General features: G+C 45.6%; 17 protein-coding genes and 2 tRNA genes. 1 reads left to right on the top strand and 18 read right to left on the bottom strand.

What is annotated here, in order from left to right; genetic code table 11:
* From R7R24_RS13230 to pncC, 8 genes are all read right to left on the bottom strand, one after another.
* Positions 1-77 (bottom strand) — tRNA-Arg (locus R7R24_RS13230).
* Between the two features lie 31 nt (positions 78-108).
* Positions 109-200: transfer RNA gene (locus R7R24_RS13225), tRNA-Ser, on the bottom strand.
* Positions 201-534: 334 nt separating this feature from the next.
* Positions 535-732 (bottom strand): carbon storage regulator CsrA, encoded by a 198-nt coding sequence (csrA, locus tag R7R24_RS13220; RefSeq protein ID WP_004415691.1) that lies wholly within the window; start codon positions 730-732, stop codon positions 535-537.
* Between the two features lie 92 nt (positions 733-824).
* Positions 825-2,012, bottom strand: a complete 1,188-nt coding sequence (locus tag R7R24_RS13215) for an aspartate kinase (RefSeq protein WP_005383803.1) — start codon at positions 2,010-2,012, stop codon at positions 825-827.
* Positions 2,013-2,224: 212 nt separating this feature from the next.
* Positions 2,225-4,807 (bottom strand): alanine--tRNA ligase, encoded by a 2,583-nt coding sequence (alaS, locus tag R7R24_RS13210; protein WP_005380872.1) that lies wholly within the window; start codon positions 4,805-4,807, stop codon positions 2,225-2,227.
* A gap of 142 nt (positions 4,808-4,949) precedes the next feature.
* Complete coding sequence (recX, locus tag R7R24_RS13205; protein WP_005383799.1) at positions 4,950-5,417, bottom strand: recombination regulator RecX; 468 nt, start codon at positions 5,415-5,417, stop codon at positions 4,950-4,952.
* 127 nt (positions 5,418-5,544) lie between these two features.
* Complete coding sequence (gene recA, locus R7R24_RS13200; RefSeq protein ID WP_005380874.1) at positions 5,545-6,588, bottom strand: recombinase RecA; 1,044 nt, start codon at positions 6,586-6,588, stop codon at positions 5,545-5,547.
* Positions 6,589-6,788: 200 nt separating this feature from the next.
* A complete protein-coding gene (gene pncC / locus R7R24_RS13195; RefSeq protein ID WP_005380875.1) occupies positions 6,789-7,271 on the bottom strand; it encodes a nicotinamide-nucleotide amidase in 483 nt (160 codons plus the stop codon).
* Positions 7,272-7,355: 84 nt separating this feature from the next.
* Here pncC and mutS point away from each other — a divergent pair, with 84 nt between their 5' ends.
* The gene (mutS, locus tag R7R24_RS13190) at positions 7,356-9,917 is read left to right on the top strand and encodes a DNA mismatch repair protein MutS (protein ID WP_033907432.1); all 2,562 of its coding nucleotides are present in this window, start codon (positions 7,356-7,358) and stop codon (positions 9,915-9,917) included.
* An 82-nt stretch (positions 9,918-9,999) separates the two neighbouring features.
* Here the strand turns inward: mutS and rpoS are convergent, their stop codons facing one another.
* From rpoS to R7R24_RS13140, 10 genes are all read right to left on the bottom strand, one after another.
* Complete coding sequence (rpoS, locus tag R7R24_RS13185) at positions 10,000-10,986, bottom strand: RNA polymerase sigma factor RpoS (RefSeq protein WP_005380887.1); 987 nt, start codon at positions 10,984-10,986, stop codon at positions 10,000-10,002.
* Positions 10,987-11,066: 80 nt separating this feature from the next.
* Positions 11,067-11,990 carry a peptidoglycan DD-metalloendopeptidase family protein gene (locus R7R24_RS13180; protein ID WP_017633546.1) on the bottom strand — a complete coding sequence of 308 codons (924 nt, stop codon included), beginning with the start codon at positions 11,988-11,990 and terminating at the stop codon, positions 11,067-11,069.
* A 13-nt stretch (positions 11,991-12,003) separates the two neighbouring features.
* A complete protein-coding gene (locus R7R24_RS13175; protein WP_005380892.1) occupies positions 12,004-12,630 on the bottom strand; it encodes a protein-L-isoaspartate(D-aspartate) O-methyltransferase in 627 nt (208 codons plus the stop codon).
* A complete protein-coding gene (gene surE, locus R7R24_RS13170) occupies positions 12,630-13,406 on the bottom strand; it encodes a 5'/3'-nucleotidase SurE (protein ID WP_005380894.1) in 777 nt (258 codons plus the stop codon). The genes R7R24_RS13175 and surE overlap by 1 nt, the downstream gene beginning before the upstream one ends.
* The gene (gene truD, locus R7R24_RS13165) at positions 13,406-14,449 is read right to left on the bottom strand and encodes a tRNA pseudouridine(13) synthase TruD (RefSeq protein WP_005380895.1); all 1,044 of its coding nucleotides are present in this window, start codon (positions 14,447-14,449) and stop codon (positions 13,406-13,408) included. Before truD ends, surE begins: the two co-directional genes overlap by 1 nt.
* A 45-nt stretch (positions 14,450-14,494) precedes the next feature.
* Positions 14,495-14,971: a 2-C-methyl-D-erythritol 2,4-cyclodiphosphate synthase gene (gene ispF / locus R7R24_RS13160; RefSeq protein WP_005380896.1), complete on the bottom strand. Its 477-nt coding sequence runs from the start codon at positions 14,969-14,971 to the stop codon at positions 14,495-14,497.
* Between the two features lie 14 nt (positions 14,972-14,985).
* Positions 14,986-15,693 carry a 2-C-methyl-D-erythritol 4-phosphate cytidylyltransferase gene (gene ispD, locus R7R24_RS13155; RefSeq protein WP_005380898.1) on the bottom strand — a complete coding sequence of 236 codons (708 nt, stop codon included), beginning with the start codon at positions 15,691-15,693 and terminating at the stop codon, positions 14,986-14,988.
* A 1-nt stretch (position 15,694) separates the two neighbouring features.
* The gene (gene ftsB / locus R7R24_RS13150; RefSeq protein WP_005380907.1) at positions 15,695-15,976 is read right to left on the bottom strand and encodes a cell division protein FtsB; all 282 of its coding nucleotides are present in this window, start codon (positions 15,974-15,976) and stop codon (positions 15,695-15,697) included.
* A 401-nt stretch (positions 15,977-16,377) separates the two neighbouring features.
* Positions 16,378-17,679 (bottom strand): phosphopyruvate hydratase, encoded by a 1,302-nt coding sequence (gene eno, locus R7R24_RS13145; protein ID WP_005380909.1) that lies wholly within the window; start codon positions 17,677-17,679, stop codon positions 16,378-16,380.
* A 78-nt stretch (positions 17,680-17,757) separates the two neighbouring features.
* A complete protein-coding gene (locus R7R24_RS13140; RefSeq protein ID WP_021034029.1) occupies positions 17,758-19,398 on the bottom strand; it encodes a CTP synthase in 1,641 nt (546 codons plus the stop codon).
* Positions 19,399-19,576: the final 178 nt, after the last annotated feature.

The following is a 19,576-nucleotide window of genomic DNA, read 5'->3' as shown; positions in this document are numbered from 1 at the left end:
TGGCGCGTCCTGGAGGATTCGAACCTCCGACCGCCTGGTTCGTAGCCAGGTACTCTATCCAGCTGAGCTAAGGACGCACTTTTTGTTGATAAATCAACGTTGCAAGAATGGCGGTGAAGGAGGGATTCGAACCCTCGATACGGGATAAACCGTATACTCCCTTAGCAGGGGAGCGCCTTCAGCCTCTCGGCCACCTCACCGTCTTGCGGAGGCACATATTACGTTTTACCGAAAATATGTCAAACACTTTCTTTGAAAAAATCTACGAAACTGGCTTAACCGTTGCTGATTTAATCAAAGTGACTATTAAACGAACTTTATCACTCTATTATGATGAAAAAAAGAGAGTCTTCTCTGAAAAAAAGACATTTATTTTCAAATAACTTTCTGAAGTTCGAATCAACATTATTGATGAATTCACAGCCATACTCAACACAATAGTTTCTGCAAATTTTCAAAAACAGTAAAAACTAAAAAGGCCAACCCTTCGGTTAGCCTTTTTCATTCAAACTAAGCTCTGTAAACAGGAGCGACTTAGTAGTTACCTGAAGCAACGTTGCCATTGCCTTTTTCAGCTTGAATGCGCATGTAGATTTCTTCACGGTGAACTGAAACCTCTTTCGGAGCGTTAACGCCGATACGCACTTGGTTACCTTTAACACCTAGTACAGTTACAGTCACTTCATCACCAATCATCAGTGTTTCGCCTACGCGGCGAGTCAAAATTAGCATTCTTTGCTCCTTGAGTAATCTCTAAATTTTCTTGCTACAAAGCTATTATCCAACAAAAGTTATATTTTCGTAAACTACCTTGTTAGCGAAAATCAGCCTAAAAAGGCATGTTTTTGTTGAATGTTTAATGCTTCACTAGACGTAATGTAAGCATCATGCAGAATGTTTGCTGCTGTATCCACACATTCGGGTGCTAAAACTAGCATCATAGTGAGTGCATTCGTTGCGCTGAAATTGATCTCAATATCTCGCTTTGCCAACAAATCGCATGCGTGCTCTACCATTCCATTGGCCTCAAGCCCCACTGCGGTCAACAGGCTTACCACTTCACTATTACGGATTTTGTCGCTGAACACCAGATCGAACTTGGCACATGCATCTTGTTTTATCATGATACCTGCCCGTTCTGTTTCCTCGATCACATTCCAAATGTCGATACCCAACATCTGACATTGTTTTGTAGCACTAGATAAATGTTCTTTATCGACTTCGATTATGGCAAGGTCACGTTGAATGGCTATACCAGAGACGGCTTGATTGCCTAACTCCCCCTTTACCAGACTGCCTTCATTAACATCAAATGTCGAAAGCACGCGCAGTGGCACATTATTCTTCCATGCAAATTGCACTGAAGGTAAATGTAATACTTTCGCGCCTCGGCTTGCCATCGCTTCCATGGAAGGAAAATCGATAACCGCCAATTTTCGCGCGTTTTTCACTACACGTGGGTCACAAGTATAAATACCATCAACGTCGGTAAAGATTTGACACTCATCAGCGCGCAATGCGCCTGCCAGTGCCACAGCGCTCGTATCTGAGCCACCTCGACCTAATGTGGTGATATCCCCGTTCTCATTCACACCTTGAAAGCCTGCAACAATCACGATTTGGTCTTGCTCAAGCAATCCCAGAATTGTCTTAGTATCAATGTGTTTAATCGTTGCGTCATTGTGTTGATTATCCGTCACAATATTCGCCTGTGCTCCGGTAAGCGAGCGTGCAGCATGACCCAATTTATTGAGTGTCATTGCTAACAGTGCCATTGACACTTGCTCACCAGCAGAGAGCAAAACATCAAGTTCTCGAGCTGTAGGCACGCTATCTATCTGTTTAGCGAGGTCCATCAGTCTGTTTGTTTCGCCTGACATTGCAGACACGACAACAACAACTTGATTGCCATCATTTTTCGCCTTAATGATGTGTTCAGCAACTTGGTGGATTCTTTCAATTGAACCCACGGAGGTTCCGCCAAACTTTTGCACGATAAGGGGCTTTTTCACCAGTCTTCACCTTCCCAAGACCGAAGTCTCTTTAGAACTGCTTACATCGTCAGTATTTCCTTTTAGAAAAATTATATAAGCAGTAGTTACAACAAAAACCAAATAGCCTAAATGACTCGGTTAACTTTTGGTCAATTAAACCACTTGGCTGCTAAAAAAAATTACGCTCAATCAAAGAAACTTGATTGAGCGTAATTTTAGTAGTTAAAAGCTTATAAGCGCTCTTCTAACCAAGGCTGAACTGTTTTAATTGCCTCTGGTAGTGCGGCTACATCAGTACCACCAGCTTGAGCCATGTCAGGACGACCACCGCCCTTACCACCGACTTGCTCAGCAATCATCTTAACTAGATCACCAGCTTTTACTTTACCAGTTAGATCTTTAGTCACACCAGCAATCAGGCCAACCTTGTCACCTGTTACGTTAGCAAGCAGTACGACACCAGACCCCATTTGGTTCTTGATGTCATCAACCATAGTACGTAGGTTCTTGCTGTCAGCGCCTTCAAGAGCTGCGACTAGAACTTTTGTACCATTGACTTCAACCGCTTTGCCCATGATGTTAGCGCTTTCTGCTGCCGCCATCTTATCTTTTAGCTTCTGCACTTCTTTCTCTAGCGCTTTTGCTTTCTGTGCAGATTCTGCCAGTTTCTCTTCGTACTTCGCGTTTTGAGCTTCAATCGCGTCTAATGCAGCCTCGCCTGTTACCGCCTCAATACGTCGAATACCTGCAGCAATGCCGCTTTCTGAAGTGATTTTGAATAGGCCAATATCACCTGTGCTTGATGCGTGAATACCACCGCAAAGCTCTGTCGAGAAGTCACCCATAGACAGTACGCGTACTTCGTCATCGTACTTCTCACCAAACAGTGCCATTGCGCCTTTCTTCTTAGCAGACTCAATGTCCATCACGTTGGTTTCAATCGTGTGGTTGCGACGAATTTGCGCGTTAACTAGACGCTCAACTTCTTTCAGTTCTGCTGCAGTTACGGCTTCTAGGTGTGAGAAGTCGAAACGTAGGTTGTCTGCCTTCACCAATGAGCCTTTCTGCGTTACGTGCTCACCTAAAACTTGGCGTAGTGCTGCGTGTAGCAAGTGCGTTGCTGAGTGGTTTAGAGAGATAGCTGCGCGACGCTCTGCGTCAACGATAGTTGCTACTTCATCACCTTTCGCTAGAACGCCTTCTGCCATTACACCGTGGTGCGCGATTGCGTTACCTAGTTTTTGAGTGTCCTCAACGCGGAATACACCAGACTCAGTACGGATTTCACCAGCGTCACCACACTGACCGCCTGACTCTGCGTAGAATGGTGTTTCACCAAGTACGATGATTGCTTTGTCGCCCGCAGATAGCGAATCTACTTCGTTGCCTTCAACGAACATCGCTGCTACAGAACTAGAGCCTTTAGTACCTGTGTAACCACAGAATTCTGTTTGCGTATCAACTTTGATTGCTGCGTTGTAGTCAGTACCGAAGTTACCCGCTTCACGCGCACGTTGACGCTGCTCTTCCATCGCTTTCTCGAAACCTTCTTCGTCGATTGCGAACTCACGCTCACGTGCTACGTCGTTAGTTAAGTCAGCTGGGAAGCCGTAAGTATCGTAAAGTTTAAATACGGTTTCGCCGTCTAGTACTTTACCGTCTAGGTTATCTAGTGCTTCGTTTAGAATCGCCATACCGCGCTCAAGTGTACGACCAAAGTTTTCTTCTTCGATACGCAGTACTTTTTCAACCACAGCTTGTTGACGCTTCAGCTCTTCACCAGCCGTACCCATGATGTCAGCTAGAACGCCAACCAACTTGTGGAAGAATGCACCTTGTGCGCCCAGCTTGTTACCGTGACGAACTGCACGACGGATGATACGGCGTAATACGTAACCTCGACCTTCGTTTGAAGGCATAACGCCATCCACGATCAGGAATGAACATGAACGGATGTGGTCAGCGATAACGCGTAGTGATTGGTTTGATAGGTCTTCGTAACCGATAACTTCTGCTGCTGCTTTGATAAGAGCTTGGAATACATCGATTTCGTAGTTTGAGTGAACGCCCTGCATGATTGCAGAGATACGCTCGATACCCATACCAGTATCTACCGATGGTTTTGGTAGCGGTTCCATAGTGCCGTCTGCGTGACGGTTGAACTGCATGAATACGTTGTTCCAGATCTCGATGAAACGGTCACCATCTTCTTCAGGCGTGCCAGGACGGCCACCCCAGATGTGCTCACCGTGATCGTAGAAGATTTCAGTACATGGACCACAAGGGCCAGTGTCGCCCATTTGCCAGAAGTTATCAGACTCGTACGGCTTGCCGCCTTCTTTATCACCAATGCGAACAATACGATCAGCGGGTACGCCAACTTTCTTGTTCCAGATGTCAAACGCTTCGTCATCGGTTTCGTAAACAGTTACCAATAAACGATCCGCTGGCAGTTTAAGAACTTCGGTTAGGAATTCCCAAGCAAAGGAGATCGCATCTTCTTTGAAGTAATCGCCAAAGCTGAAGTTGCCTAACATTTCAAAGAATGTGTGGTGACGAGCAGTAAAGCCAACATTTTCTAGGTCGTTATGTTTACCACCAGCACGTACGCAACGCTGAGCCGTAGTCGCTCGAGTGTAGGCTCGTTTTTCTAAGCCTAAGAAACAATCTTTAAATTGGTTCATACCTGCGTTTGTGAACAGCAGGGTTGGGTCGTTATGTGGAACTAACGATGAACTTTCTACGATTTGGTGTCCTTTGCTCTCAAAGAACTTGAGGAACGCGTTACGAACCTCATCAGTGCTCATGTACATGCAGCTCTTCCTGAAAATAGTCGAGTTAGAATTTTGCCGTATTGTAGATCATGCAAACAGCTGAGACTAGTTTTCTTGAGGAAAAGAGGGAGTAGGAGAAAAAATTTGAAGCAAAACAAAAATCAGTGCGGACGACTGACCGTTAATCTTCGTCCTCAAAGTTCAGCGCGTAGCTGATTTGGTCAAAACTGTAGCCGCGATACTGCAGAAAACGAACTTGTTTTGCGTACTCTTTTTGGTCTTTGGCTTTAATACCTTTGAATTTCTTTTCTGCCGCCTGTTTAGCCAGTTCAAACCAATCTTGCGGCTCTTCAGCCATAGCTTGCTCAATCACCGATTCCGCAACACGCTTCTGGTTTAACTCTTGACGAATTCGACGCTCTCCATGTCCTTTGTATACATGCTGTCTAATTTGACTCTTCGCGTAACGTAAATCATCTAAATAGTTATGGTCTAGGCAAAAATTAATTGCGATGTCGATGTCTGATTCTTCATAGCCCTTCATCGATAATTTTTGGTAAAGCTCATACTGACCATGATCGCGACGGCTAAGCAATTGTATAGCAGCCTCTTTGCTCGATAATGTTGGCGCCTGGCGTTTTTGGTACATGATGATCCTAAAAGTATTTTTGCTGTACAGGCTCTCAATGGCCTTTGTGATAATTCGATTTTTGATTTCAATAGATACAACAAAGCCCCGCATTGCAGGGCTTTGTCATTTATTAATCTATGAGAGATTAAAACTCTTCAGCTTGCTCTGGCGCTTCACCAGCTTCAGGCGCTTCCGCAAGTGCTGGCGCTAGCAACATTTCACGCAGTTTTGTATCGATAGTTTTAGCCACTTCAGGATGCTCACGCAGGTAGTTACACGCATTCGCTTTACCTTGACCAATCTTATCGCCATTGTAGCTATACCAAGCACCGGCTTTTTCAACTAACTTGTGCTTCACACCTAGATCGACAAGTTCACCTTCGCGGTTAAAGCCTTGGCCGTACATGATTTGTGTGTTTGCTTCTTTAAATGGTGCTGCAATCTTATTCTTAACAACTTTGATGCGCGTTTCGTTACCTACGACTTCGTCACCTTCTTTGATTGCGCCAGTACGACGGATATCTAGACGAACAGAAGCGTAGAACTTAAGTGCGTTACCACCTGTTGTTGTTTCTGGGTTACCAAACATCACACCAATCTTCATACGGATTTGGTTGATGAAGATACACATACAGTTAGACTGCTTTAGGTTACCCGTTAGCTTACGCATTGCTTGAGAAAGCATACGTGCTTGCAGACCCATGTGGCTATCGCCCATTTCGCCTTCGATTTCTGCTTTCGGTGTTAGCGCTGCAACAGAGTCGACAACCATAACATCGATAGCACCAGAACGTGCAAGTGCGTCACAGATCTCTAGCGCTTGCTCACCTGTGTCTGGCTGAGAAACTAGCAATGCATCGATATCTACGCCAAGTTTCTTCGCGTATACAGGATCTAGAGCGTGCTCTGCATCGATAAACGCACAAGTTTTGCCTTCACGTTGCGCAGCAGCAATAAGCTCAAGCGTTAATGTTGTTTTACCTGAAGATTCTGGGCCGTAGATTTCTACGATACGACCCATTGGTAGACCACCAGCACCCAAAGCGATATCAAGAGAAAGAGAACCCGTTGAGATGGTTTCTACGTCCATTGCGCGGTTATCACCAAGGCGCATGATAGAGCCTTTACCGAATTGCTTTTCAATTTGACCTAGCGCAGCGGCGAGCGCTTTCTGTTTGTTCTCGTCCATTACTTTCTCCGATTTATTCATCTTCTTTGGGCGACGAATAGTAATTCATTTTTCTTAAGCAGAAGAACTGCTCAGCAATGAAAGTTATTATACTGTTGATTCATACAGTGTCCATACCTGTATGAAAAAAATTTGGCTGACCTAAAGTCGTGATTTGCTCTAGCCCTTATCAATGCTGGGCTAAAACAATTTAAGAAATTCTAGAGTAGATGTTGATACAATTGAGTCAGCGCATGCTCGACCGCTTTTTTGCGAACTTCTGCACGGTCACCAGTAAAATGCATGGTTTCGACTTGCTGCCAACTTTGGTTATCAGCAAAAGCAAAGCAGACCATGCCGACTGGTTTCTCTTCACTGCCACCCCCCGGCCCTGCAATACCACTGATGGACACACCGATGGTCGCATTGGAGTTTTTCATTGCACCCTGTACCATTTCAATCACAACTGGCTCACTCACTGCACCATGCGCTTCTAACGTTGAAGCTTGCACACCAAGCATCTCCATTTTCGCTTCATTACTGTAGGTGACAAACGCACGGTCAAGCCACGCTGAACTACCAGCAATGTCAGTAATGGCGGTTGCAACACCACCACCAGTGCATGATTCTGCGGTCGTTAAAAGATGCCCGTGTTTAGCCAATAATGCGCCTAAATCGGCACTCAATTTTGTTGTTTTTTCCATAGCCAAAATGCCCTTTGTCTCTTTTTACTTGATAGGGATTCACGTATCCTAAGCCGCTACGGAAATAAACAAAAGAACTTACCTGTGAAAGCTGAACAAAAACACACTCCGATGATGCAGCAATACCTCAAGCTAAAAGCTGAGAACCCAGAGATTTTGCTGTTCTACCGCATGGGCGATTTCTACGAACTCTTTTACGATGATGCCAAGCGAGCTTCTCAGCTTCTTGATATTTCATTGACCAAACGTGGTGCGTCTGCAGGTGAACCTATCCCAATGGCGGGTGTGCCATTTCACGCCGTAGAGGGCTACCTGGCAAAACTTGTTCAGCTTGGTGAGTCTGTGGCGATCTGTGAACAGATTGGCGATCCGGCCACCAGCAAGGGCCCAGTAGAACGTAAAGTTGTGCGTATCGTTACACCAGGTACTGTGACGGATGAGGCGCTGCTTTCTGAGCGTGTCGATAACTTAATCGCAGCAATTTACCATCACAACGGTAAGTTCGGTTATGCGACGCTGGATGTCACCTCTGGTCGCTTCCAACTGACAGAACCAGAAACTGAAGAAGCGATGACAGCCGAGCTTCAACGTACCGCACCACGTGAGCTACTGTTCCCAGAAGATTTTGAACCTGTACATTTAATGGCGAGCCGCAATGGTAACCGTCGTCGCCCAGTCTGGGAGTTTGAGCTTGATACGGCTAAGCAACAACTCAATCAACAATTTGGCACAAAAGATCTGGTTGGTTTTGGTGTAGAACATGCGTCCTTAGGGTTATGTGCTGCTGGTTGTTTGATCCAGTACGTAAAAGATACTCAACGTACGGCTTTACCTCATATTCGCTCTTTAACGTTTGATCATCAGGATCAATCCGTCATCCTTGATGCTGCTACCCGACGTAATCTGGAAATTACTCAAAATCTAGCAGGCGGAACCGATAACACGCTAGCTGCAGTACTCGACCATTGTGCAACTCCGATGGGCAGCCGAATGCTGAAGCGTTGGTTGCATCAGCCTATGCGTTGCATTGAAACGTTAAACAATCGTCTTGATGCAATTGGTGAGATTAAAGAACAAGCTCTGTTTGCCGATCTTCAACCAACGTTAAAGCAAATTGGTGATATTGAACGTATCTTAGCGCGCCTTGCATTACGCTCTGCTCGCCCTCGCGATATGGCTAGACTTCGCAATGCCATGCAACAGCTACCAGAGCTAGAATCTGTCACCGCTTCTTTGACCCATCCGTACCTAACGAAATTGGCGAAGTATGCAGCTCCGATTGACGAAGTATGTGACCTGTTAGAACGCGCGATTAAAGAAAATCCGCCGGTTGTTATTCGTGATGGTGGCGTCATCGCTGAAGGCTACAATGCGGAGCTCGATGAATGGCGAAAATTGGCAGACGGTGCAACAGAATATCTTGAGCAGCTTGAGCGAGATGAGCGTGAACGACACGGTATCGATACGCTTAAAGTAGGCTATAACAACGTTCATGGCTTCTTTATCCAAGTGAGCCGTGGCCAGAGCCATTTGGTTCCACCGCATTATGTACGTCGCCAAACACTCAAAAACGCTGAACGCTACATCATCCCAGAGCTTAAGGAACACGAAGACAAAGTACTTAACTCGAAATCTAAAGCGTTAGCACTTGAGAAACAGTTGTGGGAAGAACTGTTTGATCTATTGATGCCAAACCTTGAGAAGCTGCAAAACCTAGCTTCTGCTCTGTCTCAACTAGATGTATTACAAAACCTTGCAGAGCGTGCAGATTCGTTAGATTACTGCCGCCCAACGCTTGTGAAAGACGCAGGAATTCACATTCAAGCTGGCCGTCATCCAGTCGTAGAACAAGTAACAACAGAGCCGTTCATCGCGAACCCAATTGAGCTTAACCCAGCCCGTAAGATGTTGATCATCACCGGTCCAAACATGGGTGGTAAATCAACCTACATGCGTCAAACTGCGCTGATTGCATTGATGGCACATATCGGCTCTTATGTACCGGCAGAATCCGCACAGATTGGTTCTTTAGATCGTATATTTACTCGTATTGGTGCATCAGATGATCTTGCATCTGGCCGCTCGACCTTCATGGTAGAAATGACCGAAACAGCCAATATTCTTCACAACGCAACTAAGAACAGTTTGGTGCTAATGGATGAAATCGGACGCGGTACTAGTACTTACGACGGTCTGTCTTTAGCTTGGGCAAGTGCGGAATGGCTCGCAACACAAATTGGTGCGATGACCCTATTTGCAACTCACTACTTCGAATTAACAGAGTTACCGAACCAACTGCCAAACTTAGCGAACGTTCACTTGGATGCCGTAGAGCATGGAGACAGCATTGCCTTTATGCACGCAGTTCAAGAAGGTGCGGCAAGTAAGTCTTACGGCTTGGCTGTTGCGGGCTTAGCTGGCGTACCAAAAACGGTCATCAAAAATGCGCGTAACAAGCTATCTCAGCTAGAGCAACTGGGGCAAAACAGTGACACACCGCGTCCAAGTGCAGTAGATGTGGCTAACCAGTTGAGCCTGATTCCAGAGCCTAGCGAGGTCGAACAAGCTCTGTCAGGTATTGATCCTGACGACTTAACGCCACGCCAAGCTCTTGAAGAGCTGTATCGCTTGAAGAAGATGCTGTAAACAGACTCACACCGACGAGCAAAAAAGAAAAAAGGCTATGGGGAACCATAGCCTTTTGTGTATCTAGTGAAATACGGATTACTTAATCGTCTTCTACGTTAAACAAGTTTTCCATATTCAAACCTTGTTTGATTAGGACTTCACGAAGACGACGTAAACCTTCCACTTGTATTTGACGTACTCGCTCACGTGTCAGACCAATCTCTCGACCAACTTCTTCCAGCGTCGAAGGCTCGTAGCCTAGTAGGCCGAAGCGACGTGCAAGCACTTCTTTCTGTTTCGGATTCAACTCTTCTAACCAATGAATCAACGATGATTTGATGTCGTCATCTTGAGTCGAAACTTCTGGATCAGAGTTGTTTGCATCAGGAATAATATCCAGCAGCGCTTTCTCACCGTCACCACCGATTGGCGTGTCGACAGAGCTAATACGCTCATTAAGGCGTAACATTTTGCTTACGTCTTCGACTGGAATATCTAATTGAGCAGCAATTTCTTCTGCGGTCGGTTCGTGATCGAGCTTTTGAGAAAGTTCACGCGCAGTACGCAGATAAATGTTCAGCTCTTTCACTACGTGGATAGGTAGACGGATCGTGCGAGTTTGGTTCATCAACGCTCGCTCTATCGTTTGTCGGATCCACCATGTTGCGTAAGTAGAGAAACGGAAACCACGTTCTGGGTCGAATTTTTCGACCGCTCGGATCAAGCCGAGGTTACCTTCTTCAATCAGATCGAGTAGTGCTAGACCACGGTTACTGTATCGACGAGAAATCTTAACAACCAAACGTAGGTTACTTTCGATCATACGTTTGCGTGCCGCTTCGTCGCCACGTAGGGCGCGTCTTGCGTAAAGCACTTCTTCTTCGGCAGTAAGTAAAGGTGAGAAGCCAATTTCGCCCAAATACAACTGAGTTGCATCTAAGCTTTTACTGCTCGCGTCAAATTCTTCACGCGCAGTCGCTTTGCTTTCTGTGGATGATGATCTTTCGAGTTCGTTATCAATGGTCTTCACTGACGCATTGTCAAATGCAAACTCTTCAACTTTGGTTACTGTGTTGCTGATACTCATAACGCCTCCCCCTGGCGAGTTAGCAAGACATGACAACTCAATATGTCGCTAAATGATGTCGCAAGTTGTTTTTCAAAGTTTTAAGGCAAATAGCGTTTTGGATTCACTGATTTACCTTGATAGCGAATTTCAAAGTGTAGTTTGACCGACTTTGCACCTGAACTACCCATGGTGGCGATTTTTTGTCCGCTTTTTACGCTTTGTCCTTCTGTGACCAGCAGTTTGTCATTATGTGCGTATGCGCTTAAATAATTGTCGTTATGCTTTACTATAATTAAGTTGCCATAACCTCGTAGCGCATTGCCTGAATAAACGACTGTGCCGGCTGCGGTTGAAACGATAGGTTGACCACGCTGTCCTGCGATGTCGATACCTTTATTTCCCTGTTCTCCCGCCGAAAAGTTCTTGATTACTCTCCCTTTTGTTGGCCACAACCACTTTGAGACTTTATCACTCTTTGCTGTGGTAGTTGGCGCTTTTTGCTTCACTTTTTGGTTATCTTTTGAACCAACATACTCCTTTGTTTTCGATTGTTCAACCTTCTTTGGAGGCTGTTTTTGTACGACTTTAGGCTTAGTCTCTGTAGGTTTTTGACTAGAGTTTTTACTCGAAGGTTTAGGTTTAGAGGCTGTTGATGTTTTCGTCACTGGAGCTGGGGGTGTCGTAACAACAGGAGCCACAACGGGTTCAACTTTTTGACCATATTTAGGGGCGACATATTTCGGAGCCCAAAGTTTTAGCCTCTGTCCTGGGTAGATAGTGTAAGGCTGAGTTAACTCATTGTAACGAACAAGATCATTTACATCTTTATCTGTGACATAAGCTATGAAGTAAAGCGTATCGCCTTTTTTTACCTCATAATAACTCCCTCTGTAACTCCCTCTTTCAAGGCTTGAATAGTCTTTTTTTAGGCTAGAGACAGGTGCAGGGGAATGCGCTGCACAACCAACTAGTCCTGCAGCAAACACAAAGCTAATACCAATATGACGTAGTAACTTATTCACCTATCCCTAACCCTTAAGCTAAATCACCCGCAACCAGAGGTACGAACCGAACCATTTCTACAACGGTAGAGAGATATTCGTCTCCCTTACGCTCTATTTTTAATAACTGTTGCTCCGTATCTCCAACAGGAATGACCATTTTGCCGCCATCTCTTAATTGTGAGAGAAGAGCTTGGGGAATCACTTCAGCGGCAGCGGTAACAATGATAGCATCGAAAGGACCTCTCGCTTCCCAGCCCTGCCACCCATCAGCATGCTTAGTTGAAACATTGTAAATATCCAATTGCTTCAGGCGACGCTTTGCTTCCCATTGCAACGATTTAATTCGCTCAACGGAGTATACATGATCAACAATTTGCGCCAGTACCGCGGTTTGATAACCCGATCCCGTTCCGATTTCCAGAACACGACTCGCCGGCTCTAGCTCAAGCAACTCGGTCATACGCGCAACGATATAAGGCTGAGAAATAGTTTGTCCCTGACCAATTGGTAACGCATTGTTATCATAGGCTTGGTGCATCATCGCTTGAGAAACAAAGCTTTCTCGTGGCAAGCGTTGGATAGCATCCAGAACTCTTTGGTCTTTGATGCCACTGGAGATAAGAAACGCTATCAACCTGTCAGCATGTGGGTTACTCATTACTTCTCTTCCTTTAACCAACTATCCATAGCACGCAGCGACTCGTGAGCGGTGAGATCAACTTGCAGAGGCGTCATTGAAACTCGGCCATGCTCAATTGCATAAAAGTCCGTGCCCTCTCCTGCATCTTGCTCCTTTCCTGGTGGCCCTAACCAATAAATGTCATGGCCTCTCGGATCTTTCTGCTTGATCATATTCTCTGCGTGATGACGTGCACCTAAACGCGTAACTTCAATTTCACCTAAATTCTCTGATGGTAAGTCAGGCACGTTTACGTTCAGTAGACGATTCGTTGGAATCGGCGACGCTAAATGCTGTTGTACAATTTGACGTGCAATTTTAGCGGCGGATTCGAAATGTCGCTTACCCACTAGAGAAAAAGCCACCGACTGAACGCCAAGGAAATGACCTTCCATGGCGGCTGCTACTGTTCCAGAATAAAGAACATCATCACCCAAATTAGCGCCATGGTTGATTCCTGACAGAACAAGATCAGGCAAATCATCTTTCATTAGCTCATTCAGCGCGAAATGCACACAATCCGTGGGCGTGCCTTGCACTGAGTAGATATTTGGGGCAATTTCAGTCACGCGTAATGGTTGTTCTAATGTGAGTGAATTCGAAGCACCTGAACGATTTCGATCAGGTGCGACAATGGTCACTTCGGCGATATCTCTCAACTCATCAGCGAGGGCATGAATCCCTTGAGCATGAACACCATCATCATTGCTGATTAAGACCCTTAAGGGCTTCGGGTTTCGTGAATCCTGTTCCATTAGTATTCTCTTTCTACTTCAACCTCATTAACTAACTCACGAACAATAGAGGTCGCAAAAGATCCCGCATCCAGTGAGAAAGTCAACGTAATGTTGTTACCTTCAACCGTCCAAGCTAAATCTTTTGGCTTCAGCGCAATATCGCGACGGTCGTGGCGCATGCGATTACCACGAATCAGCGCCATGAGGTCAGGCTCTTCGTCTAAAAACGGTTGCTCTAATGCCAGAGCCTCGGCTTGAGTAGGCAGTGCATTATCGCCAGCAAGCGCAGCGGTAATTGCCGCTTCACCTCGCGCAAATTGCACTTGCAGAGCAGCTATGTTGTTTGCATCAATCAACTGAGTGCCAGAATTCGTCTGTGCAATGTCACCATCAATGAACTTATCAAACACACCATTCTCTAGACGAGCTGAAACGATGCGGTTGAAAATCCACGAACGAGCCGCTGATAAATACATGCTGCGCTTGTTTTGATTGCGGGTACGAACGTTTTCGCGTCCCCATCGACGTGCTTCTTCAAGGTTGTTACCATCGTTACCAAAACGCTGACTACCAAAGTAGTTTGGCACGCCAACTTGTTTCACTTTTTCAAGACGTTGCTCTACATCCGCTATATCTGTCACTTCAGACAAAGTAACCACGAACTCGTTCCCTACTAGGTCACCAGGACGCAGTTTTTTATTGTGACGATCTGTTGCAAGGATTTCGATACTTGGGTATTGAGCCAAAAACGCTGAAAAATCTGGCGTTTCACCTTTTGGTAAATGGACACTTAACCACTGTTCCGTCACCGCATGACGGTCTTTAAGACCCGCCCAGCTAACGTCTTTCGACTTAACACCACAGGCTTTTGCTAACTCGTTAGCAACGAAGCTGGTGTTCTCGCCCGTTTTACGGATACGAACCATTAGGTGCTCGCCTTCGCCCGTAAAGGCAAAACCTAAATCTTCGCGAACCTGAAAGTGCTCTGGCTGCGCTTTGATTTTTGCCGATGCAACTGGCTTACCCGTTAGGTAAGCCAATGAAGATAAAATGTCTGACATGATGTGTTTCCGCTGATATCACAGCTTAGAAGAGCAAATTGCTAGTTATTGCTTAAACAGAAGTACAACGGCTTCCGTTGCAATACCTTCTTTGCGTCCGGTAAAACCGAGACGTTCTGTCGTCGTCGCTTTTACGTTGATGTTACTAATGTCGGTTTCTAGATCTTCGGCAATTGCCGCACACATTGCGTCAATGTGTGGTGCCATTTTAGGCGCTTGTGCCATGATGGTTACATCAGCATTGCCAAGGCGGTAGCCTTGCTCTTTGACTCGACGGTAAACGTCTTTCAGTAGTTCACGACTGTTTGCGCCTTTCCATTTATCATCCGTATCTGGGAAATGACGACCAATATCGCCGGCAGCAATCGCGCCCAGCAGAGCATCCGTTAACGCATGCAACGCTACATCGCCGTCTGAGTGTGCAATCAAACCTTGCTCATAAGGGATTGCTACACCACCAATAATGACTGGGCCTTCACCACCGAATTTATGTACATCGAAACCATGACCAATTCGAATCATTTTCTATCCTTTCTTTATTCGCCGCGCTCACGGCTTAGATAAAACTCGGCTAACGCAAGATCTTCTGGCTGAGTGATTTTTATATTGTTCGCATTCCCTTGAACTAAGGCTGGCTTCTCGCCTAGCCATTCCAAAGCCGAGGCTTCATCGGTAATGGTTACACCCTGTTCTAATGCGTCAGCCAGTGCTTGAGTAAGCTGCTGAGTTTTAAACATTTGTGGAGTAAGTGCATGCCACAATGCTTCTCTATCTACCGTATGATCGATATCTTGTACTGCGTTTGCTCGCTTCATTGTATCTCTCACAGGAGATGCGAGAATGCCACCCGTTGAGTGGGCGCAGCAAACATCAATCAAACGGTCAATGTCGGATGTTAATACACATGGCCTTGCAGCGTCGTGAACTAATACCCACTCGCTTTCCAGATGCTCATTGACATAGTTTAGCCCTGATAACACAGAGTCTGCTCTTTCTTTACCACCAGCTACACGAATCACATCTGGGCGCTTAGCAATGGACAATTCTGGGTAATATGGGTCGCCGTCAGTAATGGCAACGACAACCTTAGAAATATTTGGGTGAGAAAGCAGTTTCTCTACGGTATGTTCCAGTACCGCCTTACCTTCGATCAATAAATATTGCTTAGGGCGATCTGCCTTCATTCTGCTACCCACACCAGCAGCAGGCACAATTGCGATATGCGATGAGTTCATATCCAACATTTTAATGGTTTTCCTCACCTATAATGCGGTAAAAAGTCTCGCCATCTTTAACTAAACCGAGCTCATGACGCGCACGTTCTTCAATCGCATCAAGACCTTGCCTTAAATCATCAATCTCAGCGAACATTTCATTGTTGCGAGCTTGTAGCTTGCTGTTCACTTGTTGCTGAACTTCAATTTCATCTTTTACTGTGTAGTAGTCAGACACTCCGTTTTTACCAAACCATAGAGTGTATTGAAGCAAGCCAAACAGTAGCGTAAGGGCTATAACAAAGATTCGCATATCGCTGCTAACATTCTGTACCGGAAGGAATTAGATAAGGTGACATATATAGCATAAATGCGAGGTTGCCTCTAGGGGAGAAAGGGAGACTCACACGCTCCTTACAAGAAATAAGCAGCAAAATGAAACAAGCTCATAGGAAGCGCTCCTTACCCATGACCAAAGTAAGAGCCAAAAATACAAACCTATAAATACAAAAAACCGCCGTAGCGATGGTTTCAAAAAGCTATTTAGCGAAACTTTACTCAATAAGAATTAAGCTTGATCTTTAACTTCTTTGAGACCGCTTACTTGAAACATGGAGGAGTGCGCTCACTTAGCGCTTCCGTTATATAAAAAAACACCCCGCCAAAGCAGGGTGTTTTAAAAGCTTTAAGTTAAGCTGCTAATTCAGTGAAGAATTAAGCTTGACCTTTAACTTCTTTAAGACCGTTGAAAGGAGCGCGATCACCTAGTGCTTCCTCGATACGGATTAGCTGGTTGTACTTAGCAACACGGTCAGAACGGCTCATAGAACCAGTTTTGATTTGACCTGCTGCTGTACCTACCGCTAGGTCAGCGATAGTTGCATCTTCAGTTTCGCCAGAACGGTGAGAGATTACTGCTGTGTAACCTGCGTCTTTAGCCATCTTGATTGCAGCTAGAGTCTCAGTTAGAGAACCGATTTGGTTGAACTTGATAAGGATAGAGTTAGCTACGCCTTTCTCGATACCTTCAGCAAGGATCTTAGTGTTAGTAACGAATAGATCGTCACCTACTAGTTGAAGCTTGTCACCTAGTAGTTCAGTTTGGTGCTTGAAGCCATCCCAATCAGACTCGTCTAGACCGTCTTCGATAGAAACGATTGGGAATTGGTTAGCTAGCTCAGCTAGGTAGTGGTTGAACTCTTCAGAAGTGAAAGTTTTACCTTCGCCTTTCATGTTGTAGATGCCAGCTTCTTTGTCGAAGAACTCAGATGCAGCACAGTCCATAGCTAGAGTAACGTCTTTACCTAGTTCGTAACCAGCAGCTGCAACAGCTTCTGCGATAACTTCTAGAGCTTCAGCGTTAGATTTAAGGTTAGGAGCGAAACCACCTTCATCACCAACTGCAGTGCTGTAGCCTTTAGACTTAAGAACTTTAGCTAGGTTGTGGAATACTTCTGCACCGATACGTAGACCTTCTTTAAGAGTCTTAGCGCCAACTGGTTGGATCATGAACTCTTGGATGTCAACGTTGTTGTCTGCGTGCTCACCACCGTTGATGATGTTCATCATTGGTAGAGGCATAGAGAACTGACCTGCAGTGCCGTTTAGCTCAGCGATGTGCTCGTATAGAGGCATGCCTTTCGCAGCAGCAGCAGCTTTAGCGTTTGCTAGAGAAACAGCTAGGATAGCGTTAGCACCGAATTTAGATTTGTTTTCAGTGCCGTCTAGTTCGATCATTACTGCGTCGATTGCAGCTTGGTCTTTAGCGTCTTTGCCAACTAGAGCTTCAGCGATTGGGCCGTTTACAGCTTCAACTGCTTTAAGAACACCTTTACCTAGGAAACGTGCTTTGTCACCGTCACGTAGCTCAAGAGCTTCGCGAGAACCAGTAGATGCGCCAGATGGAGCTGCCGCCATACCTACGAAACCGCCTTCTAGGTGTACTTCAGCTTCTACAGTTGGGTTACCACGTGAGTCGATGATTTCACGACCTAGAACTTTAACGATCTTAGACATTAATGTTTCCTCTCGTTTCAAATATAAATGTCAATCTTAAAGGGCAGCAGCACAACCTTCGCCGCCGCCCGTATCCTTTTACTTCTCGAATTCGCCGCGTGCGTTTTGGCCCGCAGCCTTAACAAAACCTGCAAACAATGGATGTCCATCGCGAGGAGTCGAGGTGAATTCTGGGTGGAACTGAGCCGCTACAAACCATGGGTGAGCTGGGTTCTCAATCATTTCCACTAACTTCTTGTCCGCAGATAGACCTGATACTTTTAGGCCTGCTTTTTCGATTTGCGGACGAAGCACGTTATTCACTTCGTAACGGTGACGGTGACGTTCATGGATCGTCGCGCTACCGTACAGTTCACGAGCTTTAGTCCCTTTCTCTAGGTGACACAGCTGTGAACCAAGACGCATCGTACCGCCTAGGTCAGACTTTTCAGTACGCTCTTCTACGCTACCTGATTCGTCTACCCACTCTGTGATCAAACCTACCACAGGGTACTTAGTCTCTTTGTTAAATTCTGTTGAATGTGCACCTTCCATACCCGCAACGTTACGCGCGTATTCGATTAGTGCAACTTGCATACCCAAACAAATACCTAGGTAAGGCACGTTATTTTCACGTGCATATTGAGCCGCACGGATCTTGCCTTCAATACCACGATCGCCGAAGCCACCTGGTACTAGGATTGCGTCCAAACCTTCTAGAAGTTCAACGCCTTTTGTTTCGATATCTTGTGAGTCTACATACTTAATTGTGACGCTTAGGCGGTTTTTCAAGCCAGCGTGTTTAAGCGCTTCGTTCACAGATTTGTATGCATCTGGTAATTCAATGTATTTACCAACCATACCGATGGTTACTTCACCAGTAGGATTTGCTTCTTCGTAGATAACCTGTTCCCATTCAGAAAGGTCTGCTTCAGGAGCAGTAATACCAAAGCGAGCACACACAAGGTCATCTAGCCCTTGAGATTTAATCAACTGAGGGATCTTGTAGATAGAGTCTACATCCTTCATTGAAATTACTGCTTTTTCTGGAACATTACAGAACAGTGCGATTTTTTTACGCTCATTCGCAGGAATAACGCGATCGCTACGGCAAACTAGGATGTCTGGCTGAATACCGATAGATAGAAGTTCTTTTACAGAGTGTTGCGTCGGCTTAGTTTTCACTTCGCCCGCTGCCGCTAGGTAAGGAACAAGTGTTAGGTGCATGAACATTGCGCGCTCACGGCCTAGCTCAACAGCTAGCTGACGAATCGCTTCCATAAATGGTAGTGATTCGATATCACCAACAGTACCGCCAACTTCAACGATAGCCACATCATGGCCTTCAGAACCTGCAATAACGCGATCTTTGATTGCGTTAGTGATATGAGGGATAACTTGAATAGTTGCGCCTAGGTAGTCACCACGACGTTCTTTACGAAGTACGTCGGCATAAACACGACCTGCAGTGAAGTTGTTACGCTTGGTCATCTTGGTACGGATGAAACGCTCGTAGTGACCAAGGTCAAGGTCAGTCTCTGCGCCATCTTCTGTAACGAACACTTCACCGTGCTGAGTAGGGCTCATTGTGCCCGGGTCAACGTTGATGTAAGGGTCAAGCTTCATCATAGTCACTTTAAGACCACGAGCTTCTAGAATAGCCGCAAGAGATGCTGCTGCAATACCTTTACCTAGAGAGGATACAACCCCGCCAGTAACAAAAATGTAATTTGTCGTCATGTTTAACCTGAAATTGGTTGAATGAGGGAAATGGAGTGCTTCTGGACGGGAGATAAATATACCAGAAGCTCCTTACCGCCACAACGTGAAATCTATCACACCGTAATTTTTTATTTTTTGCTTCAAATCAAAGTGAGCAAAGACAACCCAAAGTCCGTTTCGTGTAACCAAACAAGCT

The organism is Vibrio sp. 704, assembly GCF_033339295.1.
Note: the sequence above shows the minus strand (reverse complement) of the source record. Positions and strands in the feature narration are given on the sequence as shown.

Coding starts and splice junctions, on each gene's coding strand:
- alaS (WP_005380872.1), bottom strand. CDS start 4,807: ATGTACATGAGCACTGATGAGGTTCGTAACGCGTTCCTCAAGTTCTTT.
- ftsB (WP_005380907.1), bottom strand. CDS start 15,976: ATGCGAATCTTTGTTATAGCCCTTACGCTACTGTTTGGCTTGCTTCAA.
- recA (WP_005380874.1), bottom strand. CDS start 6,588: ATGGACGAGAACAAACAGAAAGCGCTCGCCGCTGCGCTAGGTCAAATT.
- truD (WP_005380895.1), bottom strand. CDS start 14,449: ATGTCAGACATTTTATCTTCATTGGCTTACCTAACGGGTAAGCCAGTT.
- csrA (WP_004415691.1), bottom strand. CDS start 732: ATGCTAATTTTGACTCGCCGCGTAGGCGAAACACTGATGATTGGTGAT.
- rpoS (WP_005380887.1), bottom strand. CDS start 10,986: ATGAGTATCAGCAACACAGTAACCAAAGTTGAAGAGTTTGCATTTGAC.
- ispD (WP_005380898.1), bottom strand. CDS start 15,693: ATGTTGGATATGAACTCATCGCATATCGCAATTGTGCCTGCTGCTGGT.
- surE (WP_005380894.1), bottom strand. CDS start 13,406: ATGGAACAGGATTCACGAAACCCGAAGCCCTTAAGGGTCTTAATCAGC.
- recX (WP_005383799.1), bottom strand. CDS start 5,417: ATGTACCAAAAACGCCAGGCGCCAACATTATCGAGCAAAGAGGCTGCT.
- pncC (WP_005380875.1), bottom strand. CDS start 7,271: ATGGAAAAAACAACAAAATTGAGTGCCGATTTAGGCGCATTATTGGCT.
- eno (WP_005380909.1), bottom strand. CDS start 17,679: ATGTCTAAGATCGTTAAAGTTCTAGGTCGTGAAATCATCGACTCACGT.
- R7R24_RS13140 (WP_021034029.1), bottom strand. CDS start 19,398: ATGACGACAAATTACATTTTTGTTACTGGCGGGGTTGTATCCTCTCTA.
- ispF (WP_005380896.1), bottom strand. CDS start 14,971: ATGATTCGAATTGGTCATGGTTTCGATGTACATAAATTCGGTGGTGAA.
- R7R24_RS13175 (WP_005380892.1), bottom strand. CDS start 12,630: ATGAGTAACCCACATGCTGACAGGTTGATAGCGTTTCTTATCTCCAGT.